We start from the raw sequence: 18,933 nt of genomic DNA on the forward strand, positions 1-18,933 counted from the left end.
GATGGGTGCCGCCGGTGCCGTCTCGCCCCACACGTCGAGGTCACCGATCGTGGGCCCAGCGGGTCCGGCACCCATCTCCAGGGCCTCGACCAGCGAGCGCAGCGTGGTCACGAAGCGCCGGGCCATCAGGTCTGCGGTGGCCTCGGTGAAAAGGTCGGTGGCGTAGGTCAGCGTGCCGCCCAGCGAGGTGGGGCTCCGGTCGGCACCGGTGACGGCGTCAGCATCGTCGGGGGTGTCGAACCGCTCGGACAGGTTGACCGTGATGTCGAACTGGGCCGAGGCGGTGACGTTGTCGTCGTTGATCTCCGCGCGCAGACCGGCGAGGTCGAACACCACCCGCTCGGTGTTCTGGAACGACAGCAGGACCTGGAACAGCGGGGAGTGTGCCGCGGTGCGCGGTCGACCCAACGCGTCGACCACCGTCTCCAGCGGGACGTCGGCGTGGTCGAAAGCCTCCAGGTCGGCCGCGCGCACAGCGGTGAGATGGTCGATGACCGAGCGTGATTCGTCCACCCGCACCCGCAGGGGCACGGTGTTGACGAACATGCCGACGAGTTCGGCCAGCTCGTCCACCGGGCGACCGGCGACCGGGGTGCCGATCACGATGTCGTCGGTGTCGGTGGTCCGCGCCAACAGCACCGCGAGCGCGGCGTGGGCCACCATGAACACCGATGCCCCCACCGAACCCGCGGCCGAGTTCATCCGGCGGTACAGCTCGGGGTCGATGTCGAAACGTACCGCCGCACCACGGCCGGTGCGAACCGTGGGCCGCGGCAGGTCGGTCGGCAGAGCCAGCAGGTCGGGGCTGCCGTCCAACGCGACTCGCCAGTGATCGAGCTGGCGACCCGACACCGAGGTCGGATCGGAGGGATCACCGAGATGGCGACGGAACCAGGCGGCGTAGTCGACGTAGGACACCGGCAGCGGCGACCACTGTGGCGCACTCCCCTGCGCACGTGCGGCGTAGGCCACCATGATGTCGCGGGCCAGCGGGGCCAACGAGGCGCCGTCGGTGCTGATGTGGTGGATCACCAGGCTCACGTAGACGTCGTCGGACGCCACCTCGAACAGCCCGAATCGGGTGGGCACCTCGGCGGTGAGATCGAAACCACGTGAGGCGAACTCGCCGATGGCGGCGCGCACCGACGACGACGTCACCGACTTCTGGTGCACCTCGATGTCGAGGGTGTCGATCGCGCGGACGTCCTGATAGGGCCCGGACCCGCTATCGGGGAAGACCGTGCGCAGAGTGGCGTGTCGAGCCACCACGTCGCGGGCAGCGGCGACCAACGCGGCGCGGTCCAGCGGACCCTGCAGATGTACCACCAGACCGATGTTGTACGCGGCGCCGGCGGTGTCGAAGCGGTTGAGCAACCACATTTGCTGCTGGGTGGGCGAGAGCACCGGGTGCTCACCGGCCAGTCCGGGGGTCAGCGGCGGGTAAGCCGAATCCTGTTCTCCCACATTCGTGGTGACCCCGTCGATGTGCGCCGCGAGGGCGGCCACGGTGGAGTGGTCGAAGATGTCGCGGACCGGCAGCCGACGCCCGAGGACCGCACCGATCCGCGCTGCGGCCTTGGTGGCGGTCAGCGAGTTGCCGCCGAGATCGAAGAAGGTGGCATCCACACCCACCGAGTTGAGCCCAAGCAGGTCTGCGAACACTCCGGCCACGAGCACCTCGGTGTCCGACTCGGGCATACGCCCCACCTCGGCCAGCCCGGTGAGATCGGGTTGGGGCAGTGCGCGCCGATCCAACTTGCCCGCACTGGTCAACGGGATCTCATGGATGGCAACGATGATCGCGGGCACCATGTGTGCGGGCAATCGTTGCGCCACCCACTCCCGGACCACGTCCATGTCGTCGATCTCAGGCGCCAGGACATAGGTGACCAACGCCGCACTGCCCGAGGGCAGCGTGGCGCCGATGGTCGCCGCGAACTCCACGTCGGGATGGGCGGCGAACGCGGCGTCGATCTCGCCGAGTTCGATCCGGAATCCGCGGATCTTGATTTGGAAGTCTTTGCGTCCCACGTACCGGATCTCGAGGTGATCACCCACCGGGGTCCACGCCACGATGTCGCCGGTCCGGTACATGCGGTCGCCGGGCGCGCCGTGTGGGTCGGCGACGAATCGTTCCGCGGTCAGTCCGTGACGTTCGTGGTACCCGCGTGCCATCGCCGGTCCGCGCAGGTAGAGCTCACCCTGCACCCCGATCGGCACCGGCTGCAGGCGTCGATCGAGGATCTGCGAGGTGAGACCACGGACGGGGTAACCGATGGTGATCGCCTCGCCCACCGTCATCGGGCCGGCCACGTCGGCGAAACACGTTGTCTCGGTGGGCCCGTAGCAGTTGAAGAAAGCGCGACCCGGTGCCCACCGCGCCACCAGCTCGGGCGGGCAGGCCTCGCCGCCGACCGCGACGCAGGCGAACTCGTCGAGGCCGGTCGGATCGACCGAGGCCAGCGCCGCGGGGGTGATGAACCCGTGGGTGACCCGATACGAGATCAACAGATCCCGCAGCTCCTCGCCGCCGTATACCTCGGTCGGCACGATGACCATGGTGGAACCGTGCGCGAACGCCAGCAGCAGCTCGAGTACCGACGCGTCGAAGCTGGGCGACGCGAAGTGCAGCGTGCGGGAGTCGGGGGTCAGTGCGAAACGCTCGGCCTGTTCGGCGCTCAACGCGGCGAGTCCGCCGTGGGTGACCGCGACCCCCTTGGGATTGCCAGTGGTCCCCGAGGTGTAGATCATGTACGCCAGGTTCGAGACCCGCAGTGACGCAATGCGATCGGCGTCGGTCACGGCCTCCGACGACAGCGTGGCGATCGCCACGTCGTACTCCGGCGACCCCTCGGCGGCGGTGGACAGCTCCAACCACTCGACCAAGGCGGGCCGCTGCGCGCGCCACCGCGCGGTCGACAACCCGTACACCGCACCGGAATCGAGGAGCATGTGCTCGATCCGGTCGGCTGGATACCGCATGTCCACCGGCAGGTACGCCGCGCCGGACTTGGCGACCGCCCACACCGCCACCATGAACTCCACCGACCGGCCCATGCCGATGGCCACGACCTGCTCGGGCCCGATACCCCGAGAGATGAGCAAGCGCGCCAACGCATTCGAGCGTCGATCGAGCTCGGCATAGGTGATGGAACCGTCGGGACCGTCGACGGCGAGGCGCTGCGAACCGACCTGCGCGGCGTGCCCCATCAGATCGGCCAGGGTCGCCGGGGTCGGTAGCCACACCTCGTGACCGTCGCGTGCCTCGGTTCCGTCCTGGGCGAGCAGCCGCGACCGGTCGCCGGGATCGAGGACGTCGAGGTCGAGAACACGCGCGCCGGGGTCGGTCCCGATCGCGTCGAGGACTCGCACCAGTGCATCGAGAATGGTTCGGGCCGTAGCCGACTCGACGATCCCGGGCAGGTACTTCACCGAAAGCCGCAGAGTCGGGTCGGTGATCGCGATGACGGTGAGCGGGTAGTGGGTGGCGTCGCGGACGTCGGCGTCGGTGACCGCCATCCCGTCGATGGTGGCGGCTGCGGCCAGCGCTTCGCGGTCCAGCGGGTAGGACTCGTAGACCATCATCGTGTCGAACAACGAATCGGCGTTGGTGGTCGCGATGATCTCCGCCAGACCCACCGTGTGGTGGTCGAGCAGGTCGGCCTGCTCCTGCGACACCCGCTTGAGCAGGCCGATGACGTCGTCGCCGTCCTCCAGCCGCACCCGCACCGGCAGGGTGTTGATGAACAACCCCACCATCGTCTCGATGCCTGCGACCTCGGCGGGCCGACCGGACACAGTGGTGCCGAAGACGACGTCGTCGGTGCCGGTGAATCGCGACACCACCACCGCCCAGGCGCACTGCAGGATGGTGTTGAAGGTGACGCCGGCATCTCGGGCGTGTTCGGTGAGGCGGGTGGCCACGGCGTCGTCGACGGCGACCTCGATCACCTCCGGCACCGCGTCGGCGGCCGCGGCATCGCCGTCGGCGAACATCAGGGTCGGCTCGGTGACCCCGGCCAACGCCGACGACCACGCCTGCAACGAGGCGACCGGCGAGTGAGAGGCCAACCAGGACAAATAGTTCCGATAGGCCGGCGGCGACTGCAGGCCCTCGGCCGCTCCGCCTGCTGCATAGAGTGCGAACAGGTCACCCATCAGCAACGGCATCGACCAGCCGTCAAGGAGTACGTGATGGTTGGTCAGGATCAACCGGAATCGGTTCTCTCCCAGAGTCAACAGCGTGAACCGAAGCAGCGGTGGCGAGTCCATGTCGAACGCCTCGACGCGGTCGGCGTCAACGATGGCCGCCGCTCGGGCATCCCGCTGCTCGACCGGCAGAGCGGTCAGGTCGTGTTCCTGCCAGGGCACCGCGATGCCCGCGATGACCACCTGGGTCGAGGTACCCCGATCGTCGGTGACGAAGGCGACACGCAGCGTGGGGTGACGATCGAGCAGCGCCTGGGCGCTGCGATGCATGCGGTCGGCGTCGACGCCGGTCAACTCGAGCACGGTCTGCGCGGTGTAGAGGTCGACCGACCCGGTGGCCAACTCGGCGTGGAACAGCAGCCCGTTCTGCAGGGGAGCCAGCGGCCAGACGTCCTCGATGTCGTCGTAACGCCCTTCGAGGGCGTCGATCTGGGCCTGATCGATGCTCACCAGGTCTAGATCGGACGGGGTCCACCCACCCGCCTGCGGCGAGACAGCATGCCGGGCAACGGCTTCCAGCGCCGCCAACCACAGGTCGACCAACTCGTCGATTTGATCATCACGCAACAACCCCGCCGGGTAGTCGATGGTGGCGCTCAGCTGTGACCCACCGTCGCCCTCGGTGACCATGGCGTTGACGTCGAGGGCGTGACGCACCGGCACCGCCGCACCCCGGTTGCCGCGCAATGCATCTCGGCCATCGGGGATCCACGGCCCGGTTCCCTCGGTGCCGGCCAACCGACCGAGATAGTTGAAGCTGATGGCGGGATCTGCGTACTGGCCCAGCGCCGCAGATCCTTCGGAGGTGAGGTGGGCCAGCAAACCGAAGCCCACCCCGCGGCGCGGCACCCCGGCGAGCTGCTCCTTGACCGCCTTGAGCAGTTCCCCGGCCGACCTCCCGCCCGACATCGCGTCGGCCCGGTCGATCCCGGCCGTCGACAGCGACACCGGATAAATGGTGGTGAACCACCCCACGGTGCGCGACAGGTCGGCACCGGCGACCAACTCTTCCTCGCGCCCGTGGGCTTCAAGCGACACCAGCACACTGGGATCGCTCAGATCATCGTCGGCGGTGACTCGATGTGCGGCAGCCCATTCGGTGACGGCCAGGGCCAGCGCGGCCAGCAAGCCGTCGTTCACGCCACCGTGGAAGGCCTGCGGGATGCGGGTCAGCAGTGTCTCGGTCAGCTCGGGGGCCAGCGACAGTTCGCGGCGCGACAGGGTGCCTACGGTGTCACGCTCGGGATCGGGCCGCAGATCGAACACCCCGCGCTGCGCAGAGATCGACTCCCAATAGGCCAGCTCGTCGCGCAGACCGTCGGTCCGGGCGAGTTCGGTGAGCGCGTGCGCCCAGCGCCGCATCGAGGTCCCCACCGGGGCGAGGTGGGTGGCCGAGCCCGACGCCACCTGGGTGTAGGCGGTGGCCAAGTCGGGCAGCAGAATGCGCCACGAGACCCCGTCGACCACCAGGTGATGGGCCACGATCAGCAGCCGCGCCGAGGTCTGCGCACTCTCCCACGGGCCACGCGCCACCACCAGCGACAGCACGCGCCCGGCGGCGGGATCAAGGCTTTCAGTGACCGATTTTGCCTGTGCGGCAAGCGCATCGGCGAACGCGACGGTTCCGGGCGCCGCCGCCACCGTCACCTCGACAATGTCGACCCCCGGACGGTCAGCGCTGTCGACCGGGTCGATCAGGTGGGTCACGGTGCCGTCGTCGTCGACGGTGAGCCGCGATCGCAAGACGTCGTGGTGCGCCACCAGCGCGGCAACGGCAGCGTGCAGGGCGGCCGGGTCGTGCGGGTGGGGCAAGGGCAGCTGCACCGACTGGGAGTACGGGCCCACCCCGGCGGGGATCTCGGCCATCCAGGCGACGATCGGCGTCAGTGGCACCGGTCCCACTCCGCCGCCGGGCAGCTCGGCCAGCGCGCCGCCGTCGGCGTCGTCACGCGCAGCTGCGGCCAGCGCACCGATCGTCTTGTGCTCGAACACTTCTCGTGAGGTGAAGTGCACCCCGGCCGCCCGCGCGCGCGAGACCAGCTGGATGGACATGATGCTGTCGCCACCCAGGCCGAAGAACGAGTCGTCGAGCCCGACGCGCTCGTGTCCGAGCAGACTCTCCACCAGGGCGACGATGGTGCGCTCGCGTGGTGTGGTGGGGGGCCGGAAGGCCACCGCATGCGCCGAGAAGTCGGGTTCGGGCAACGCTTTTCGGTCCACCTTGCCGCTGGCACCCAGGGGCATGGCGTCGAGGACCACCACGGCGTCGGGCACCATGTACTCGGGTACGGCGGCTCGCACAGCGGTGATCACCGATGCGGTGTCGATCTGCCGGCCGTCGACAGCCACCGCGTAGGCGACCAAGCGCTGGCCATGCGCGCTCTGGTGCACCGTCACCACGGTCTCGCGCACCGCCGGATCCGACAGGATGGCGGCCTCGATCTCGCCGAGCTCGATCCGCAACCCACGCACCTTGACCTGGAAGTCGGTGCGCCCCACGTACTCCAGGTTCCCGTCCGGGGCCCAGCGGACGAGGTCGCCGGTGCGGTACATGATCGTCCCGGGGGCACCGAACGGCGACGCCACAAACCGCTCGGCAGTCAGATCGGGACGCTGCAGGTAGCCGCGCGCCAGCTGCGCTCCGGCGAGGTAGAGCTCCCCCACCGCGCCGGCGACACATGGCCGCAGCCGTCGGTCGAGCACATAGGCCTGGCAGTTCCACGCCGCCGACCCGATGGGCACCACCTCACCGCGGACGGTGTCGATCGATGCGCCGGTGGCATGGACGGTGAATTCGGTTGGACCGTAAAGGTTCTCGATGGCGACCTGAGGCAGCGCGGCGGCTGCGGTCTGGGCCAGCCGGGCCGGGAACGCCTCACCGGCGATCAGCAACACTCGCAACGTCTGCGGTGCCGCAGTGATCTCGGCGACGAACAACGACAGCATCGCCGGGACGAACGACGTGGCCGTGGCACCCACCCGATCCATTTCCGCCACGAGATAACCGGGATCGAGGTGTCCGTCGGGCCGAGCCATCGCCACCCGCGCGCCCACCGAGGGTGAGAACAGCTCCCACACCGACACGTCGAAGGTGACCGGCGTCTTCTGCAGCACGACATCGTCGGGCCCGATGCCGTATTCACCTGCCACCCAACACAGTTGGTTGGCCACGGCCGAATGCGGCACCGCCACACCCTTGGGCGCTCCGGTCGATCCCGAGGTGAACAAGGCGTAGGCGAGGTGTTCGGGCCGCAGCGGCGCCAGGCGGTCGGTGTCAGACACCGGAGCCTCGGACCGGCTCGAGACGTCGCTCTCCACCGCCATGAACTCGACATCGTGCGGGTTGGCGGTCGCGAAGCGGTCGCGGTCGGCCGCGAAGGCGATCAGCAGTGCCGGTTGGGAGGTGGACAGGACATCGGCGATGCGGCCGGCCGGATGATCGGGATCGATGGGGACGTAGGCACCACCGGCTTTGGCGGTGGCGTAGAGCACGGCGAGCAATTCGGCGCTGCGTCGCACGGCGACGGCCACCCGCACATCCGGCCCCACACCGGCGGCGATGAGGTGGCGGGCCCACCGGTTGGTCCAGGCGTCGAACTCGGCGAAGGTGAAGGTGCGCTCGCCGTCGACGACCGCGATCGTATCCGGGGTGGCCGCCACCTGCCGGGCGAACAACTCCACCACAGTCGGGCCTGCGATCTCGTGATCGGTGGCGTTGTGGTCGACGACGAGCTCGGCGATCTCCGCCGACGAGCCGAGGACCAGTTCGGAGACCGTGCGGGTGGGGTCGGCGAGGGCCTGACCGAGCAGGTCGACGAACCGATCGAGGTGGCGCGCCAGGTCAGCATCGGAGTAGGCCTGTGGGTTGGCCTCGAGCTCGACGCGCAGCCTGCTGCCGTGGGCGCCTGGATAAATGTTGACCGACAGGTCCTCCACCGGTCCGGTGGTCAAGATGTTGGGCACCCCGAGCGCCTCGCCGAGGGTGAGCGAGGACTGGAACATCATCAGGTTCACCGACGGACCGAACAGGCCGCGCTCCCCGGTGCCCTGGCCGATGTCGCGGCGCATGTCCTCGTGCCGGTAGAGCTGACGACGCAACGCGCCGGTCACACCGGTCTGCACCGCGGTGATCAGCTGGGCCACGGTGACGTCGTCGTGTACGGCCACCCGCAACGGCACCACGTTGGACACCATCCCGCCGGCGTTGCGCAGCTTGGCCGTGTTACGAGCACTGACCGGCAGGCTCAACACGACGTCGTCGGTGTCGGCCATGCGGGCCAGGTAGCAGGCGAAGGTGGCGATGACGGCCGGCGCGGCACTGCCTGTTCCGTCGGTCTCGGAGGCTCGGTCGATCAGCTCGACCAGATCGTCGGTGAGCTGCATGGTCGCCAGGCGCGAGAACCGTCCGGGTGTCTCCCGCCGCGCCGAGAGCGAGATCGCCGCCGGCAGGCCCTCATTGCGCTCGGCCCAATAGGTGCGGTCCTTGTCGAACCGAGATGACGTGCGGTACGTCCGCTCCCCGTCGACGACCTCCTGCAGTGACGCGCCCGCCCACGGACCGGGCTCGGTGCCTGCCAACAGTGCGGAGTAGACCTCGGCCGCCCGGGTGAGCAACGTGAACGCCGCGAATCCGTCGAGCACGATGTGGTGGGCGCGGAAATACCAGAGGTGGTGATCGGGCCCGATGGTGAGCAAACTGCTCACGGTGAGTCGATCGGTGAGCACATCGATGGGGCGGCCATAGTCTTCGTGCATCCACCGCAGAGCCGCGGCGCGCGGATCGGCGTCGCCGGTGAAGTCGATGGCTTCGATCGTGTCCTCGACGCCGGTCACGACCTGCTGCATGGGCACGTCGCCGGTGTCGATCAGGCGCAGGAACCCCGACCCGATCTCCGCCGCAGCGATGTTGCACGCCTGTGTCAGGGTGGCGAGATCGATGGGGCTGGTCAGCTCGATGTACTCGGCGATGTTGATCGGGACCGACCCAAGCGCCTGTTGCGCGAACCAGATGCCGCGCTGCGCGGTCGACAACTCGAACGCGTCACCCGGCACTGCTGCTGGTGGCGGCACTGCTGCGGATGCAGGTGAGCGACCGGCAACCAAGTCCTCTTGCTCCAATCCCGAACGTTCGCTCGCCAATCCCCCGGGGACCATGATCGCACGTCGGTACTGCGGCGTGTTCTCCGGACCACAATGGTCTCATCGGGCATCGGTCGCGTCCGATGGACACGCCCAGCCGCCCGATCTCGACAGCGTCTTGGCCGAATATGACCAGCTCACGCCACATGTGGCGAGCTGACACAGCGGGCATCTCCCGCCACTCACGACGCCCCTCGCAAGTGACTTAACGATGTCGAAAAGATGCTTACCGATGCTACACGAGAGTGAGGACCTCAACAGATCTCGTGTAGACACACGGACTCGCCGGACGACGCATGCGACGTCCGGCGAGGTCAGGAGTTGATGTGAAGGGCGCTGCTCACGACGCAGCGAGGCGGCTGGCGATGTCTCGCAAGTCGATCTCGTTGGTCCGCAAGGCCCCCTTCGGCGCGTTCGACGCGTCGTCGAGCTCGGCGAGGTCGGCGAAAACTCGCGCGAACGTGCCGTCGACGACGGCTGCGACCGTCGCCGGGTCGCATTCCGACGACAAAGCAGGCATGCCGGCGAAGACCGCAGCCACCACTGCGGCCCGATCGTCCATGCTCTGGCTGCGAGTGACCGGGACCATCAGATCGATGGCCGACGCCAGCTCTCGATAGGTCAGTGTTCGATGGTGGTAGCGGACCACCACTCGATCCGGACCGGTGTCGGCGATTCGGCGAACCGCGGCCAAGAGATCGGCTGCGTCCACCTCAGTCGACATGGCCCTGATCCCGTTCGTTGATGCTGCGGTCGTTCCCCCCGACCGAACTGCTGCAAATGACATGTTCACCCCTGTGCGTTGCTTCCACCGTGCGTGCGTGGGAAGAGCGTAACTCTCGCCCGTGCCGATCGGATTGAAAGAATGTTACACAACGTAACCGTGACCTACGCCACAACACGAGCTGAATTGCCGTCTACCAGCAGAAAAGGCCCCAACGACCAGTGTTTGCCAGCTCAAAGCGCGTGTGTTCTGACGCACATCCGTGGCCCCGCAGTGTCATGGCCGTTATCAAAGTGGCCAGTGTTACAGGAATGAACGATGTGACTACTGAGACGAGTCGGCTTCCATGGCGTCGATGAGGCTCTGCGGACGCAGATCGGTCCAGTTCTCCGTCACGTAAGCCAGGCAGTCCGCTCGGGATGCCTCGCCGAAGACCTTGTTCCACCCCGCGGGGATGTCGGCGAACGTCGGCCACAGGGAGTGCTGGTTCTCGTCGTTGACGAGAACGAAGAAGCGACCCTCTTCGTCGTCGAATGGATTGCTCATGGTCGAACCATCCCCTCTCGGTTCTCAACAGGGCGGCAGGGCCACCGGTACGCCCCCGATGTGGCCACGTCGATCGTGGTCACACCTCTCGTGCGCCGGCGACGGCCATCGTCGCCTGGACTCGGACAGACGACAGCGTAGCGGCCAGACCGTCGGGTCCGGACACGGCCAGACCGGGAACACACATCATCAGGGCCATGGTCAGCGCCGAGTCGTCGACCACCTGCCCGCCGGACAACGCCAGCGCCGCCCCCTGCGCACGAGCGTGGAGTTCGGCGAAGCTGACCGGTCGGGCCGGTGTGATGACCGACGGGGCATCAGGCGCGACCCGCGCCGCCGCCGAGACCAACGACCCGAGCGAGGTGTCGGCCTCCGAGCGAGTCGCCACGGCGGCCGACGTGCGGTGCAGCGCGTTCGGTGTCTGCCGGTTCACCGGCTGGGAGTTCGAGTTCTGGGGCATCGCGGTGGTGATCCGACGCGATCGATACATCGACGTCACGGAAGCTCTCCTCACTGGCGCTTACAGGTCGGTGAGTCTCCACCGACATGGGCGCGACGAATGCCCCCAGACGTCGCAGCTGTGTTCGGTGCTCACTGTATCCGAGCACGCCGACACCCGGAGGACGTCGGGCGGTTCACCTGTTCGACGGGGATGTCGCATCCGCGTCGACTGACATGTCGCATCCACGCTGCTGAGCGTTACAGGTGTGGCGTCTGAGCTAAGTTCTTCTCATGACCTGGCACAGCGGCGTCGGCGGAGTCCGGGCGGGCGAACGTCGAGGCGGCAGTCGAGTCGGGGGTCACGCGGATGCGTGATGACCCGACGCCCGCGACCACGTACCGTACGCCCGTGGAGTCGAACAGGCCCGTCACCGGCCCGTGGTCCCTGCCGGAGAAGATCGACACCGGTCGGCGATCGGCGCACGCGCAGGGTGTCGATGCGGCGCAGGGTGTCGATGCGGCGCACGCGCACGGGAGCGCCCGCGGACCCGCAGTCGTGGCCGACGGGCTGGTCAAACGCTTCGGTGAGTTCACCGCAGTCGACGGCGTCAGCTTCGAGGTACCCGCCGGAACGGTGCTCGGATTGCTGGGCCCCAACGGCGCAGGCAAGACCACGACGGTGAACATGCTGGCCACGCTGCTGCTGCCGGACGGTGGCAGTGCCCGGATCGCGGGCTACGACGTGGTCTCCCAGCGCAGCGAGGTGCGCAAGTCGATCATGCTGACCGGCCAGTTCGCCGCCCTCGACGAATCGCTGACCGGCCGCGAGAACCTGGTCCTGTTCGGACGACTGCTCGGATTGGACAAGGCTGCGGCCCGGCGGCGAGCCGAGGAACTGCTGGAGGCGTTCAACCTCACCGAGGCCGCGACGCGCCGGGTGGGCAAGTTCTCCGGTGGCATGCGCAGGCGCATCGACATCGCCTGCGGGTTGGTGGTGCGTCCAGAGGTCGTCTTCCTCGACGAACCGACCACCGGCCTCGATCCCCGCAGTCGCCAGGACGTGTGGAACATCGTCACCTCGCTGCGCGATCTGGGCATCACCACCTTGCTGACCACGCAGTACCTCGAGGAAGCCGACCTGCTCAGCGACAACATCGTGGTCATCGATCGCGGGCGGGTGATCGCCGAGGGCACCGCAGACGAGCTCAAGGACCGCGTCTCGGGCACCTTCTGCGAGGTGGTGCCCAGCTACCCCGACGATCTGGTCAAGATCGAAGAACTGCTGGCCGACCTGGCTCCGAAGGGCGAGCTGCGGATCAACCCGACCCGCACTGCCCTGACCGTACCGGCCACCGACGGCACCACGACTCTGGTCGAGATCGTGCGTCGGCTCGACGCGGCCTCCATCGCGCTGACCGACGTGGGGCTGCGCCGACCCTCGCTCGACGACGTTTTCCTCAAATTGACCGACCGGACCGCAGGCGAGGCAACTGATCTCGCCGCATCCGACCAGTCGGGCCCCAGCGACCAGGATCGCGCAGACCTCGCTTTCCGACCCGATCCCGGAGCCGCCCGGTGACGGCGGTGACCTTTGCGCCCGAACTGCACGGCGCCGACCTGCGACCGTCGATCTCGGTGATCGGGCAGGTGGCGGCACTGACCAACCGCTCGATCCGCGGCATGTGGCGCCAGGGCGAGTTCTTCCTCGGCATCGTCGCGCCGATCATGCTGACGATCTGCTTCTACGTGCCGCTGCGCAGCATCTTCGACTCGTTCCCCGGGGTGAACTACGCGCAGTTCCTGATGCCGGTGATCTGCCTGCAATCGGTGGGATTCGTGGCGACCTCGGCCGCCATGCGCTCGGCCAACGACGGCACAGTCGGGATCACCGAGCGGCTTCGCAGCATGCCGGTGAGCCCCGTGGTGCCGATCGTCGCGCGCCTGTTCGCCAACGCGGTGCTGCTGGCCATATCGCTGGGCTGGGCGATGCTCTCCGGCCTGGTCATCGGATGGCGCCCCAACCACGGTCCGCTGAACCTGCTGGGGTTCCTCGCGGTGGCGTTCGCGGTGGGTCTGCTGTTGGCGTTCGGCGCCGACATCATCGGCGTGCTGGCCAAGAACCCCGAGGCGACCAGCCAGGCGTTGGCGTTGCCACAGCTCATCCTGGGCATGCTCTCGACCGGGTTCGTCCCCGAGGCCAGCTTCCCCGAGTGGATCCGACCCTTCGCCCGCAATCAACCGATCTCGCAGTTCACCGAGCTGATGCGTGGTTTCGACAACGGCAACGTCACCGCATCGATGGCGATCGGCCCCCTGGCCTGGGCCGGCGGGATAGCGGTGCTCGCCGTCGGTGGCGGGGTGCTGCTGATCGTGCGGAGTTCGCGCCGATGAGCTGGGAGATCACCGGGACCCCGGAACAACCACCTCGCCGCGGCTCACGTACCCCGCCGCCGAGTGACGACGACTCCGCCGGGCGAGCCGAGTCGGGCCGTAGATCTCGCCACCGCTCGCCGGACTCGACCCCCGACGATCGGTGGTGGAGTACCGATCGCAACGCGGCGTTGCGAGCCGAGAACGCCGGCGAGGCGCTGACCCGGCCCATCATCCGGGTGCGTTCCGATGCGACCCCACCGGGTCCACCGTCCGGGCCGGGCGCGCAGCCACCGTCCGGGCCGGGCGCGCGCACACCGTCCGGGCCGGGCGCGCGCACACCGTCCGGTCGGGTGGTGCGACCGCGTTCCGTGCCGGGTTGGGGACCGCGGCCACCCGGGGCACCTGTCGCAGACCGACCGCTGCGGCCACACCGCGACGGTCCGTACCGGGACGCGGCGTATCGGGAAGGTCCGCCCGAGCGGCAGGTGCTGTTTCCCGGCACGGGCTCGATTCGCGCAGTGGTCGGCCCGTGGACGGTCCTCAACGAACGGATGACCGGCGAGCGCACCGGTCGTGAGCGCGCCCGCACAGACTCCGGTGCGCTGCGGGAGAGCTCCCGGCCCCAGCAGGTCGACACCGATGCGGCCACGGGGGCCGACGACGCACCGACCATCAGACTGACCGCCATCAGCGCGGCCGCGCTCGCTGCGGACACCGCCACCCCTACGACGACCGGCGTCACCACCCGCGCCGCGTGGTCTGCGGTCACGCGGTTCCCCCCGGCGGCTGCCCTCGGTGAACGCGGGTGGACCGCCTACCGCAAGCACACCGCCGCGCTCAGCGGGCGACAGCTGATGGTGGTGGGTCGCGACCGGGTCACTCTCTTGCAGACCCTGTTGTTCCCGGCCTTGAGCATGATCATGTTCAAGGTGGTGCTCGGTGATGCCATCGGTCAGGCCACCGGCCAGAACAGCGCGTTCGGCACCGTCCCACTGGTCGTCCTCGTCGGCGCGATGTTCGGTTCGTTGGCCGGAGGTGTCCGCCTGATGACCGAGCGACGCACCGGCCTGCTGACGCGTCTGTACGTGCTGCCGATCCACCGTGGCGCCGATCTGAGCGCTCGAATCATCGCCGAGTTGGCGCGCATCCTGCTGGGCACGGTCATCCTCACCTCGTTCGGGATGATCATCGGCTGGCGGTTCAACCAGGGCCTGCTACCCGCCCTGGGCATCTTCGCGGTCGCCCTGCTCTATGGGGCCGCGTTCTTCAGCATCGTGCTCACGGTGTCGCTGTCATCGTCGAAAGTGCCCCTGGTGCAGGTGATGTCACTGGTGTCGAGCCTGTTGATGTTCTTCAACTCCGGCTTCTCCCCGGTCAGCGCGTATCCGAAACTGTTGCAGCCGTTGGTGTCCAACCAACCGATGACCACCGCCATCGACACCATGCGCGCCCTGGCTGTCGGTGGCCCGGTCGCCGACAGCCTCGTCAAGACCCTCGCCTGGGCCATCGGCATCATGGTCGTCTTCGCTTACCCGGCCCTGCGCGGCTACCGTAAGGCGGCGGCGTCACCGTCCTGAATCCATAAAGGGGTCAGGCCAACCCGCCCCAGGAACCGCATCTCGTCTGAATTGTCCGACGTGCTGGTCGGTGGATGTGGCGAAGTTCAGATGAACGAGTGACACCGAGCGGTTGCGACCCCCTACGGGCGGTGAGAGCCTCGAACGACCATGAAAATGCACACCCTGTCGGTGGTCATCCCCGTCTACAACGAGGCGCAGAGCATCGAACGCTGCCTGGAGCAGCTGTGTGCGCAGCGCGCACCGATCCACGAGATCGTGGTGGTGGACAACAACTCCACCGATGACACCGCCACCATCGTCAAGGACTTCGCGACCGATCACCCGCAGGTGAACCTGATCTCCGAGCAGCGGCAGGGCGCATTGCACGCAGCTGCGCGCGGGCTGGCCGAAGCCACCGGCGACCTCATCGCCAAGATCGACGCCGACACCCTGGTGCTGCCCGCCTGGTCTGACAACATCGCGGCGTTCTTCGCCGTCGCCCCCGCCGACATGGCCGGCGGAAGCGGGATGTGCACCATGCACGACATGCCCTGGCAGCGGCCCTTCGCCGCCCTGCAACGACGCATGTCCTCGGCGCTGACGGCGAAACTCGCGCGGGGTGAGTTCTCGGAGATGGCCGACTCTTTCGGCGCGAACTTCGTGATGCGCGCCCAGGCGTGGCGCGACATCGCGGACAAGACGAGCACCCGCAACGACATCCAGGACGACCTCGACATCGGGATCACCGTGGTAGCCGCCGGTTGGCGCCTGGCGTTGATCCCCGGCATGGACGCCACCATCTCCGGTCGGCGGCTGTGCACCAGCCCGCGCAGCTACTGGCGCTACAGCGCACGCACGCCGCGCACCTTCCGGATGCACGGTCGCACAGGCGATTTCGTTCGATCGATGATCGGCGTGACTGCCGCCCGCATCGCTCACGCGCTGTGCTGGCCCGCGCTCCGGCTGTGGGACCCGCAGGCACATCGGTTCCGGTTGCGCTCCACCCAGACCGACCGCGTCCTGCCCTGACTCAGCCGGACACGTCCAGCCCGGCGATCACCTTGGTGGGCTCGATCCACACGACCAACTCACCGGGCACCCCGTTGCGGGCCCCGAACTCCTCGGCCCGATCGGCCCCCATGTAGCGGCCCCCGGCCGCGGTCGCGATGCGACGGACCTCGGCGAGGTCGTCATCGAGGGTCGCGATGCCCTGCACCTGGACGAACCCGTACGGCGGCTCGGGCAGATCCACGCTCAGTGCCACCCGCCGATCGCGCCGCAGGGCGCGGCCTTTGGCGCTGTCGGCGCCGGTGTTGAACGCCAGCCGGTTCCCGTCGAGCACGAACCAGATGGGTGCGACCAGGGGCCGTCCGTCGGACGCGGTGAAGGCGAGGTGCCCGGTTCGTGTGCCGGTGGTCAGGAAACGGCGCACGTCGGGATCGTCGAGGCTGCTCATCTGACCAGCGTAAGCGCATTGTGAACCGAGATTCAGGTACTTCGTCGAGGTATGCGATGCTAGCCCGACGGCTTGCCACCGACGGGTGGCGACAGGACACGTCGGCCCTGGTGGGTCGATCCGGTGACAACGAGGTGACCCGTGACAGAACCCGACCCGACCCAGCCCGCCGGCACCGGACCTCTGTCGGGGGTGAGGGTGGTCGAGTTCGCCGGCATCGGACCTGGACCACACGCGGCCATGCTCCTTGCCGACCTGGGTGCGCAGGTGGTGCGGGTGCAGCGGGCGGGGTCGCTCCCGATCGCCGGCGCCCCGGCAGATCAGTTGCTGCGTGGTCGATTCGCGGTCGTGGAAGCCGACCTCAAGTCCCCCGCCGACCGGGAGCAGGTCGTCGGTCTCGTGACTCGGGCCGATGTGATCCTCGAGGGATTCCGCCCCGGGGTGATGGAGCGCCTCGGTCTGGGCCCCGACGATCTGTTGGCGGTCAACCCTGGCCTGATCTACGGCCGGATGACCGGGTGGGGACAAGACGGCCCGCTGGCCCAACGCGCGGGACACGACATGAACTACCTGTCGCTGACCGGCCTGCTGCACGCGATCGGCCGAGCAGGGGAACGGCCCGTCCCCCCGTTGAACCTGGCCGCGGACTTCGGTGGTGGCTCGATGTTCCTCGTCTTCGGGGTGCTCGCGGCGCTGGTGGAGCGCAACCGTTCCGGCGCAGGACAGGTGGTGGACGCGGCCATGGTCGACGGCGCTTCGGTTCTGGGACAGATGATGTGGGCGTTTCGTGGTCTGGGCATGTGGCGCGACACCCGCGGGGTGAACATGCTCGACACCGGCGCCCCCTACTACGACGTGTACGAGACCTCCGACGGCAAATACATGGCGGTGGGTGCGATCGAGCCGCAGTTCTACGCCGCCCTGGTGCACGGGCTCGGGCTCACCGACACCGACCTTCCCGGCCAGAATGACGTGGCCCGCTGGCCCGAACTGCGCCAGATCCTGACCACGACGTTCGCCACCCGCACCCGCGACGAGTGGGCTGCGGTGTTCGACGGCACCGACGCCTGCACCACCCCGGTCCTCACCTTCGCCGAGGCACCGACACATCCACACATGGCTGCACGAGCCAACCTCGTCGAACTCGACGGCGTGACCCAGGCCGCCGTGGCACCACGGTTCTCCCGAACCGTGCCCGGCACTCCGACGCCGCCGGTACGCACGGCCACCGACCCGGCCACCATCTGGGTCTGACCGCACGGCCGAGCGCCGCGTCCCTGACGCGGCCCGTCGGCCCTGTGGCTGTCCGCCGGCCCAGTCGCTACGCGCCGCCCCTGTCGCTACGCTCGGACTCGATGAGCACCACAGCACCGACGCACTCTCGCCGCAGCGCCATCCTGACCGTCACCGATGTCGTCGCCGAGACCCCCCTGGCCACCTCGCTCACCTTCGAGGTACCCACCGAGGCGATCGACCGCTTCGGTTACGCACCCGGACAGTTTTTGACGTTACGGATCCCCAGCGAACGCACGGGATCGGTGGCACGCAGCTATTCGCTGTCGTCGTCGCCGTTCGACGATCCGCGACCGACCGTCACCATCAAGCGCACCGATGGCGGGTATGCGTCGAACTGGTTGTGCGACAACATCTGTGTGGGCGATCAGATCGAGTCGTTGCCGCCCGCAGGGGTGTTCACCCCGCGTGATCTCGACGTGCCGTTGCTGCTGATCGCCGGGGGCAGCGGGGTGACCCCCATCATGTCGATCCTCACCGCCGCCCTGTCCCAGGGCCACGCGCCGATCACGATGGTCTACGCCAACCGCAGCGCCGATGACGTGATCTTCGCCGACCGACTCGATGCGCTGACCGCCGCGAACCCCGACCGGCTGACCGTCGTGCACTGGCCGGCCGATCAGCGGGGCCTGCCCACCGCAGCCGCATTGGCGCCGGTGCTACGGCCTCACCGCGACCGCGAGGTGTTCCTGTGCGGACCGGCCCCGTTCATGGAGGTGACCCGAACGGCGTTGTCCGACATCGGCGTAGAGCGCGCAGCAATCCACACCGAGGTCTACCTGTCACTGACCGGTGACCCGTTCACCGACCCGGCCCCGACGGCATCGGACACGACCGGAACCGGCACTGACACTCCCGGTATCGACACCGCTGACGCCCCCGGGACTGACACGGCCGACGCCGCGAAAGTGGCCGTGGAACTCGACGGCACGGTGCACCAGCTCGACTGGCCGCGCGACCAGACGCTGGTCGAGGTGATGCTCGCCGCAGGGATCGACGTCCCGTATTCCTGCCAGGCCGGCGAGTGCGGATCGTGCACCGCCACCATCAGCGCGGGCACGGTGGAGATGACAGCATGTGAGGCGCTGGACCCCGACGACGTGGCCGACGGTTACATCCTGGGTTGCCAGGCCCGGCCCACCGCCGACCGGATCGAGATCGCGTTCTGAATCAGGCCGGAGGACAGCCTGATC

11 protein-coding genes (1 of these 11 only partly in view) are annotated in these 18,933 nt (G+C 68.3%); 6 read left to right on the top strand and 5 right to left on the bottom strand.

Annotated elements, in window-relative coordinates; translation table 11 throughout:
• The 4 genes from KIK15_RS03195 to KIK15_RS03210 all read right to left on the bottom strand — a co-directional run.
• Window positions 1-9,279: the start of a non-ribosomal peptide synthase/polyketide synthase gene (locus tag KIK15_RS03195; protein WP_214242667.1), read on the bottom strand. 26,427 nt of this gene lie to the left of the window's left edge; the window shows 9,279 of its 35,706 coding nt (coding positions 1-9,279); the start codon lies at window positions 9,277-9,279; its stop codon lies beyond the left edge, outside the window.
• A gap of 409 nt (window positions 9,280-9,688) precedes the next feature.
• Window positions 9,689-10,072, bottom strand: a complete 384-nt coding sequence (locus tag KIK15_RS03200) for a hypothetical protein (RefSeq protein WP_214242668.1) — start codon at window positions 10,070-10,072, stop codon at window positions 9,689-9,691.
• A 324-nt stretch (window positions 10,073-10,396) separates the two neighbouring features.
• The gene (locus KIK15_RS03205; RefSeq protein WP_214242669.1) at window positions 10,397-10,618 is read right to left on the bottom strand and encodes an MbtH family protein; all 222 of its coding nucleotides are present in this window, start codon (window positions 10,616-10,618) and stop codon (window positions 10,397-10,399) included.
• Between the two features lie 79 nt (window positions 10,619-10,697).
• Window positions 10,698-11,117: a hypothetical protein gene (locus KIK15_RS03210; protein ID WP_214242670.1), complete on the bottom strand. Its 420-nt coding sequence runs from the start codon at window positions 11,115-11,117 to the stop codon at window positions 10,698-10,700.
• Window positions 11,118-11,468: 351 nt separating this feature from the next.
• Between KIK15_RS03210 and KIK15_RS03215 the strand changes: the two genes are divergently transcribed.
• From KIK15_RS03215 to KIK15_RS03230, 4 genes are all read left to right on the top strand, one after another.
• Window positions 11,469-12,638, top strand: a complete 1,170-nt coding sequence (locus KIK15_RS03215) for an ATP-binding cassette domain-containing protein (RefSeq protein ID WP_374222805.1) — start codon at window positions 11,469-11,471, stop codon at window positions 12,636-12,638.
• Window positions 12,639-12,643: 5 nt separating this feature from the next.
• On the top strand, window positions 12,644-13,450 hold the full coding sequence (locus tag KIK15_RS03220; protein WP_307851712.1) for an ABC transporter permease: 807 nt from the start codon (window positions 12,644-12,646) through the stop codon (window positions 13,448-13,450).
• Complete coding sequence (locus KIK15_RS18695) at window positions 13,447-15,009, top strand: ABC transporter permease (RefSeq protein WP_307851713.1); 1,563 nt, start codon at window positions 13,447-13,449, stop codon at window positions 15,007-15,009. The genes KIK15_RS03220 and KIK15_RS18695 overlap by 4 nt, the downstream gene beginning before the upstream one ends.
• A gap of 150 nt (window positions 15,010-15,159) precedes the next feature.
• Window positions 15,160-16,020 carry a glycosyltransferase family 2 protein gene (locus KIK15_RS03230; RefSeq protein ID WP_214242672.1) on the top strand — a complete coding sequence of 287 codons (861 nt, stop codon included), beginning with the start codon at window positions 15,160-15,162 and terminating at the stop codon, window positions 16,018-16,020.
• Window position 16,021: 1 nt separating this feature from the next.
• Here KIK15_RS03230 and KIK15_RS03235 read toward each other — a convergent pair whose 3' ends face one another.
• Complete coding sequence (locus KIK15_RS03235) at window positions 16,022-16,447, bottom strand: PPOX class F420-dependent oxidoreductase (protein WP_214242673.1); 426 nt, start codon at window positions 16,445-16,447, stop codon at window positions 16,022-16,024.
• Between the two features lie 141 nt (window positions 16,448-16,588).
• Here KIK15_RS03235 and KIK15_RS03240 point away from each other — a divergent pair, with 141 nt between their 5' ends.
• Both KIK15_RS03240 and KIK15_RS03245 read left to right on the top strand, forming a co-directional pair.
• Window positions 16,589-17,701: a CaiB/BaiF CoA-transferase family protein gene (locus KIK15_RS03240; protein ID WP_214242674.1), complete on the top strand. Its 1,113-nt coding sequence runs from the start codon at window positions 16,589-16,591 to the stop codon at window positions 17,699-17,701.
• A 101-nt stretch (window positions 17,702-17,802) separates the two neighbouring features.
• Entirely contained in the window at window positions 17,803-18,909 is a 1,107-nt protein-coding gene (locus KIK15_RS03245) for a ferredoxin--NADP reductase (protein ID WP_214242675.1), read from the top strand.
• Window positions 18,910-18,933 lie beyond the last annotated feature (24 nt).

This window comes from Williamsia sp. CHRR-6 (assembly GCF_018474015.1).
In the GTDB taxonomy this organism is placed as follows: Bacteria; Actinomycetota; Actinomycetes; order Mycobacteriales; family Mycobacteriaceae; genus Williamsia_A.

Bases quoted from the DNA above. Each gene is read 5' to 3' on its own strand.
- KIK15_RS03205 (WP_214242669.1), bottom strand. From the start codon at position 10,618: ATGAGCAATCCATTCGACGACGAAGAGGGTCGCTTCTTCGTTCTCGTC.
- KIK15_RS03200 (WP_214242668.1), bottom strand. From the start codon at position 10,072: ATGTCGACTGAGGTGGACGCAGCCGATCTCTTGGCCGCGGTTCGCCGA.
- KIK15_RS18695 (WP_307851713.1), top strand. From the start codon at position 13,447: ATGAGCTGGGAGATCACCGGGACCCCGGAACAACCACCTCGCCGCGGC.
- KIK15_RS03245 (WP_214242675.1), top strand. From the start codon at position 17,803: ATGAGCACCACAGCACCGACGCACTCTCGCCGCAGCGCCATCCTGACC.
- KIK15_RS03230 (WP_214242672.1), top strand. From the start codon at position 15,160: ATGAAAATGCACACCCTGTCGGTGGTCATCCCCGTCTACAACGAGGCG.
- KIK15_RS03235 (WP_214242673.1), bottom strand. From the start codon at position 16,447: ATGAGCAGCCTCGACGATCCCGACGTGCGCCGTTTCCTGACCACCGGC.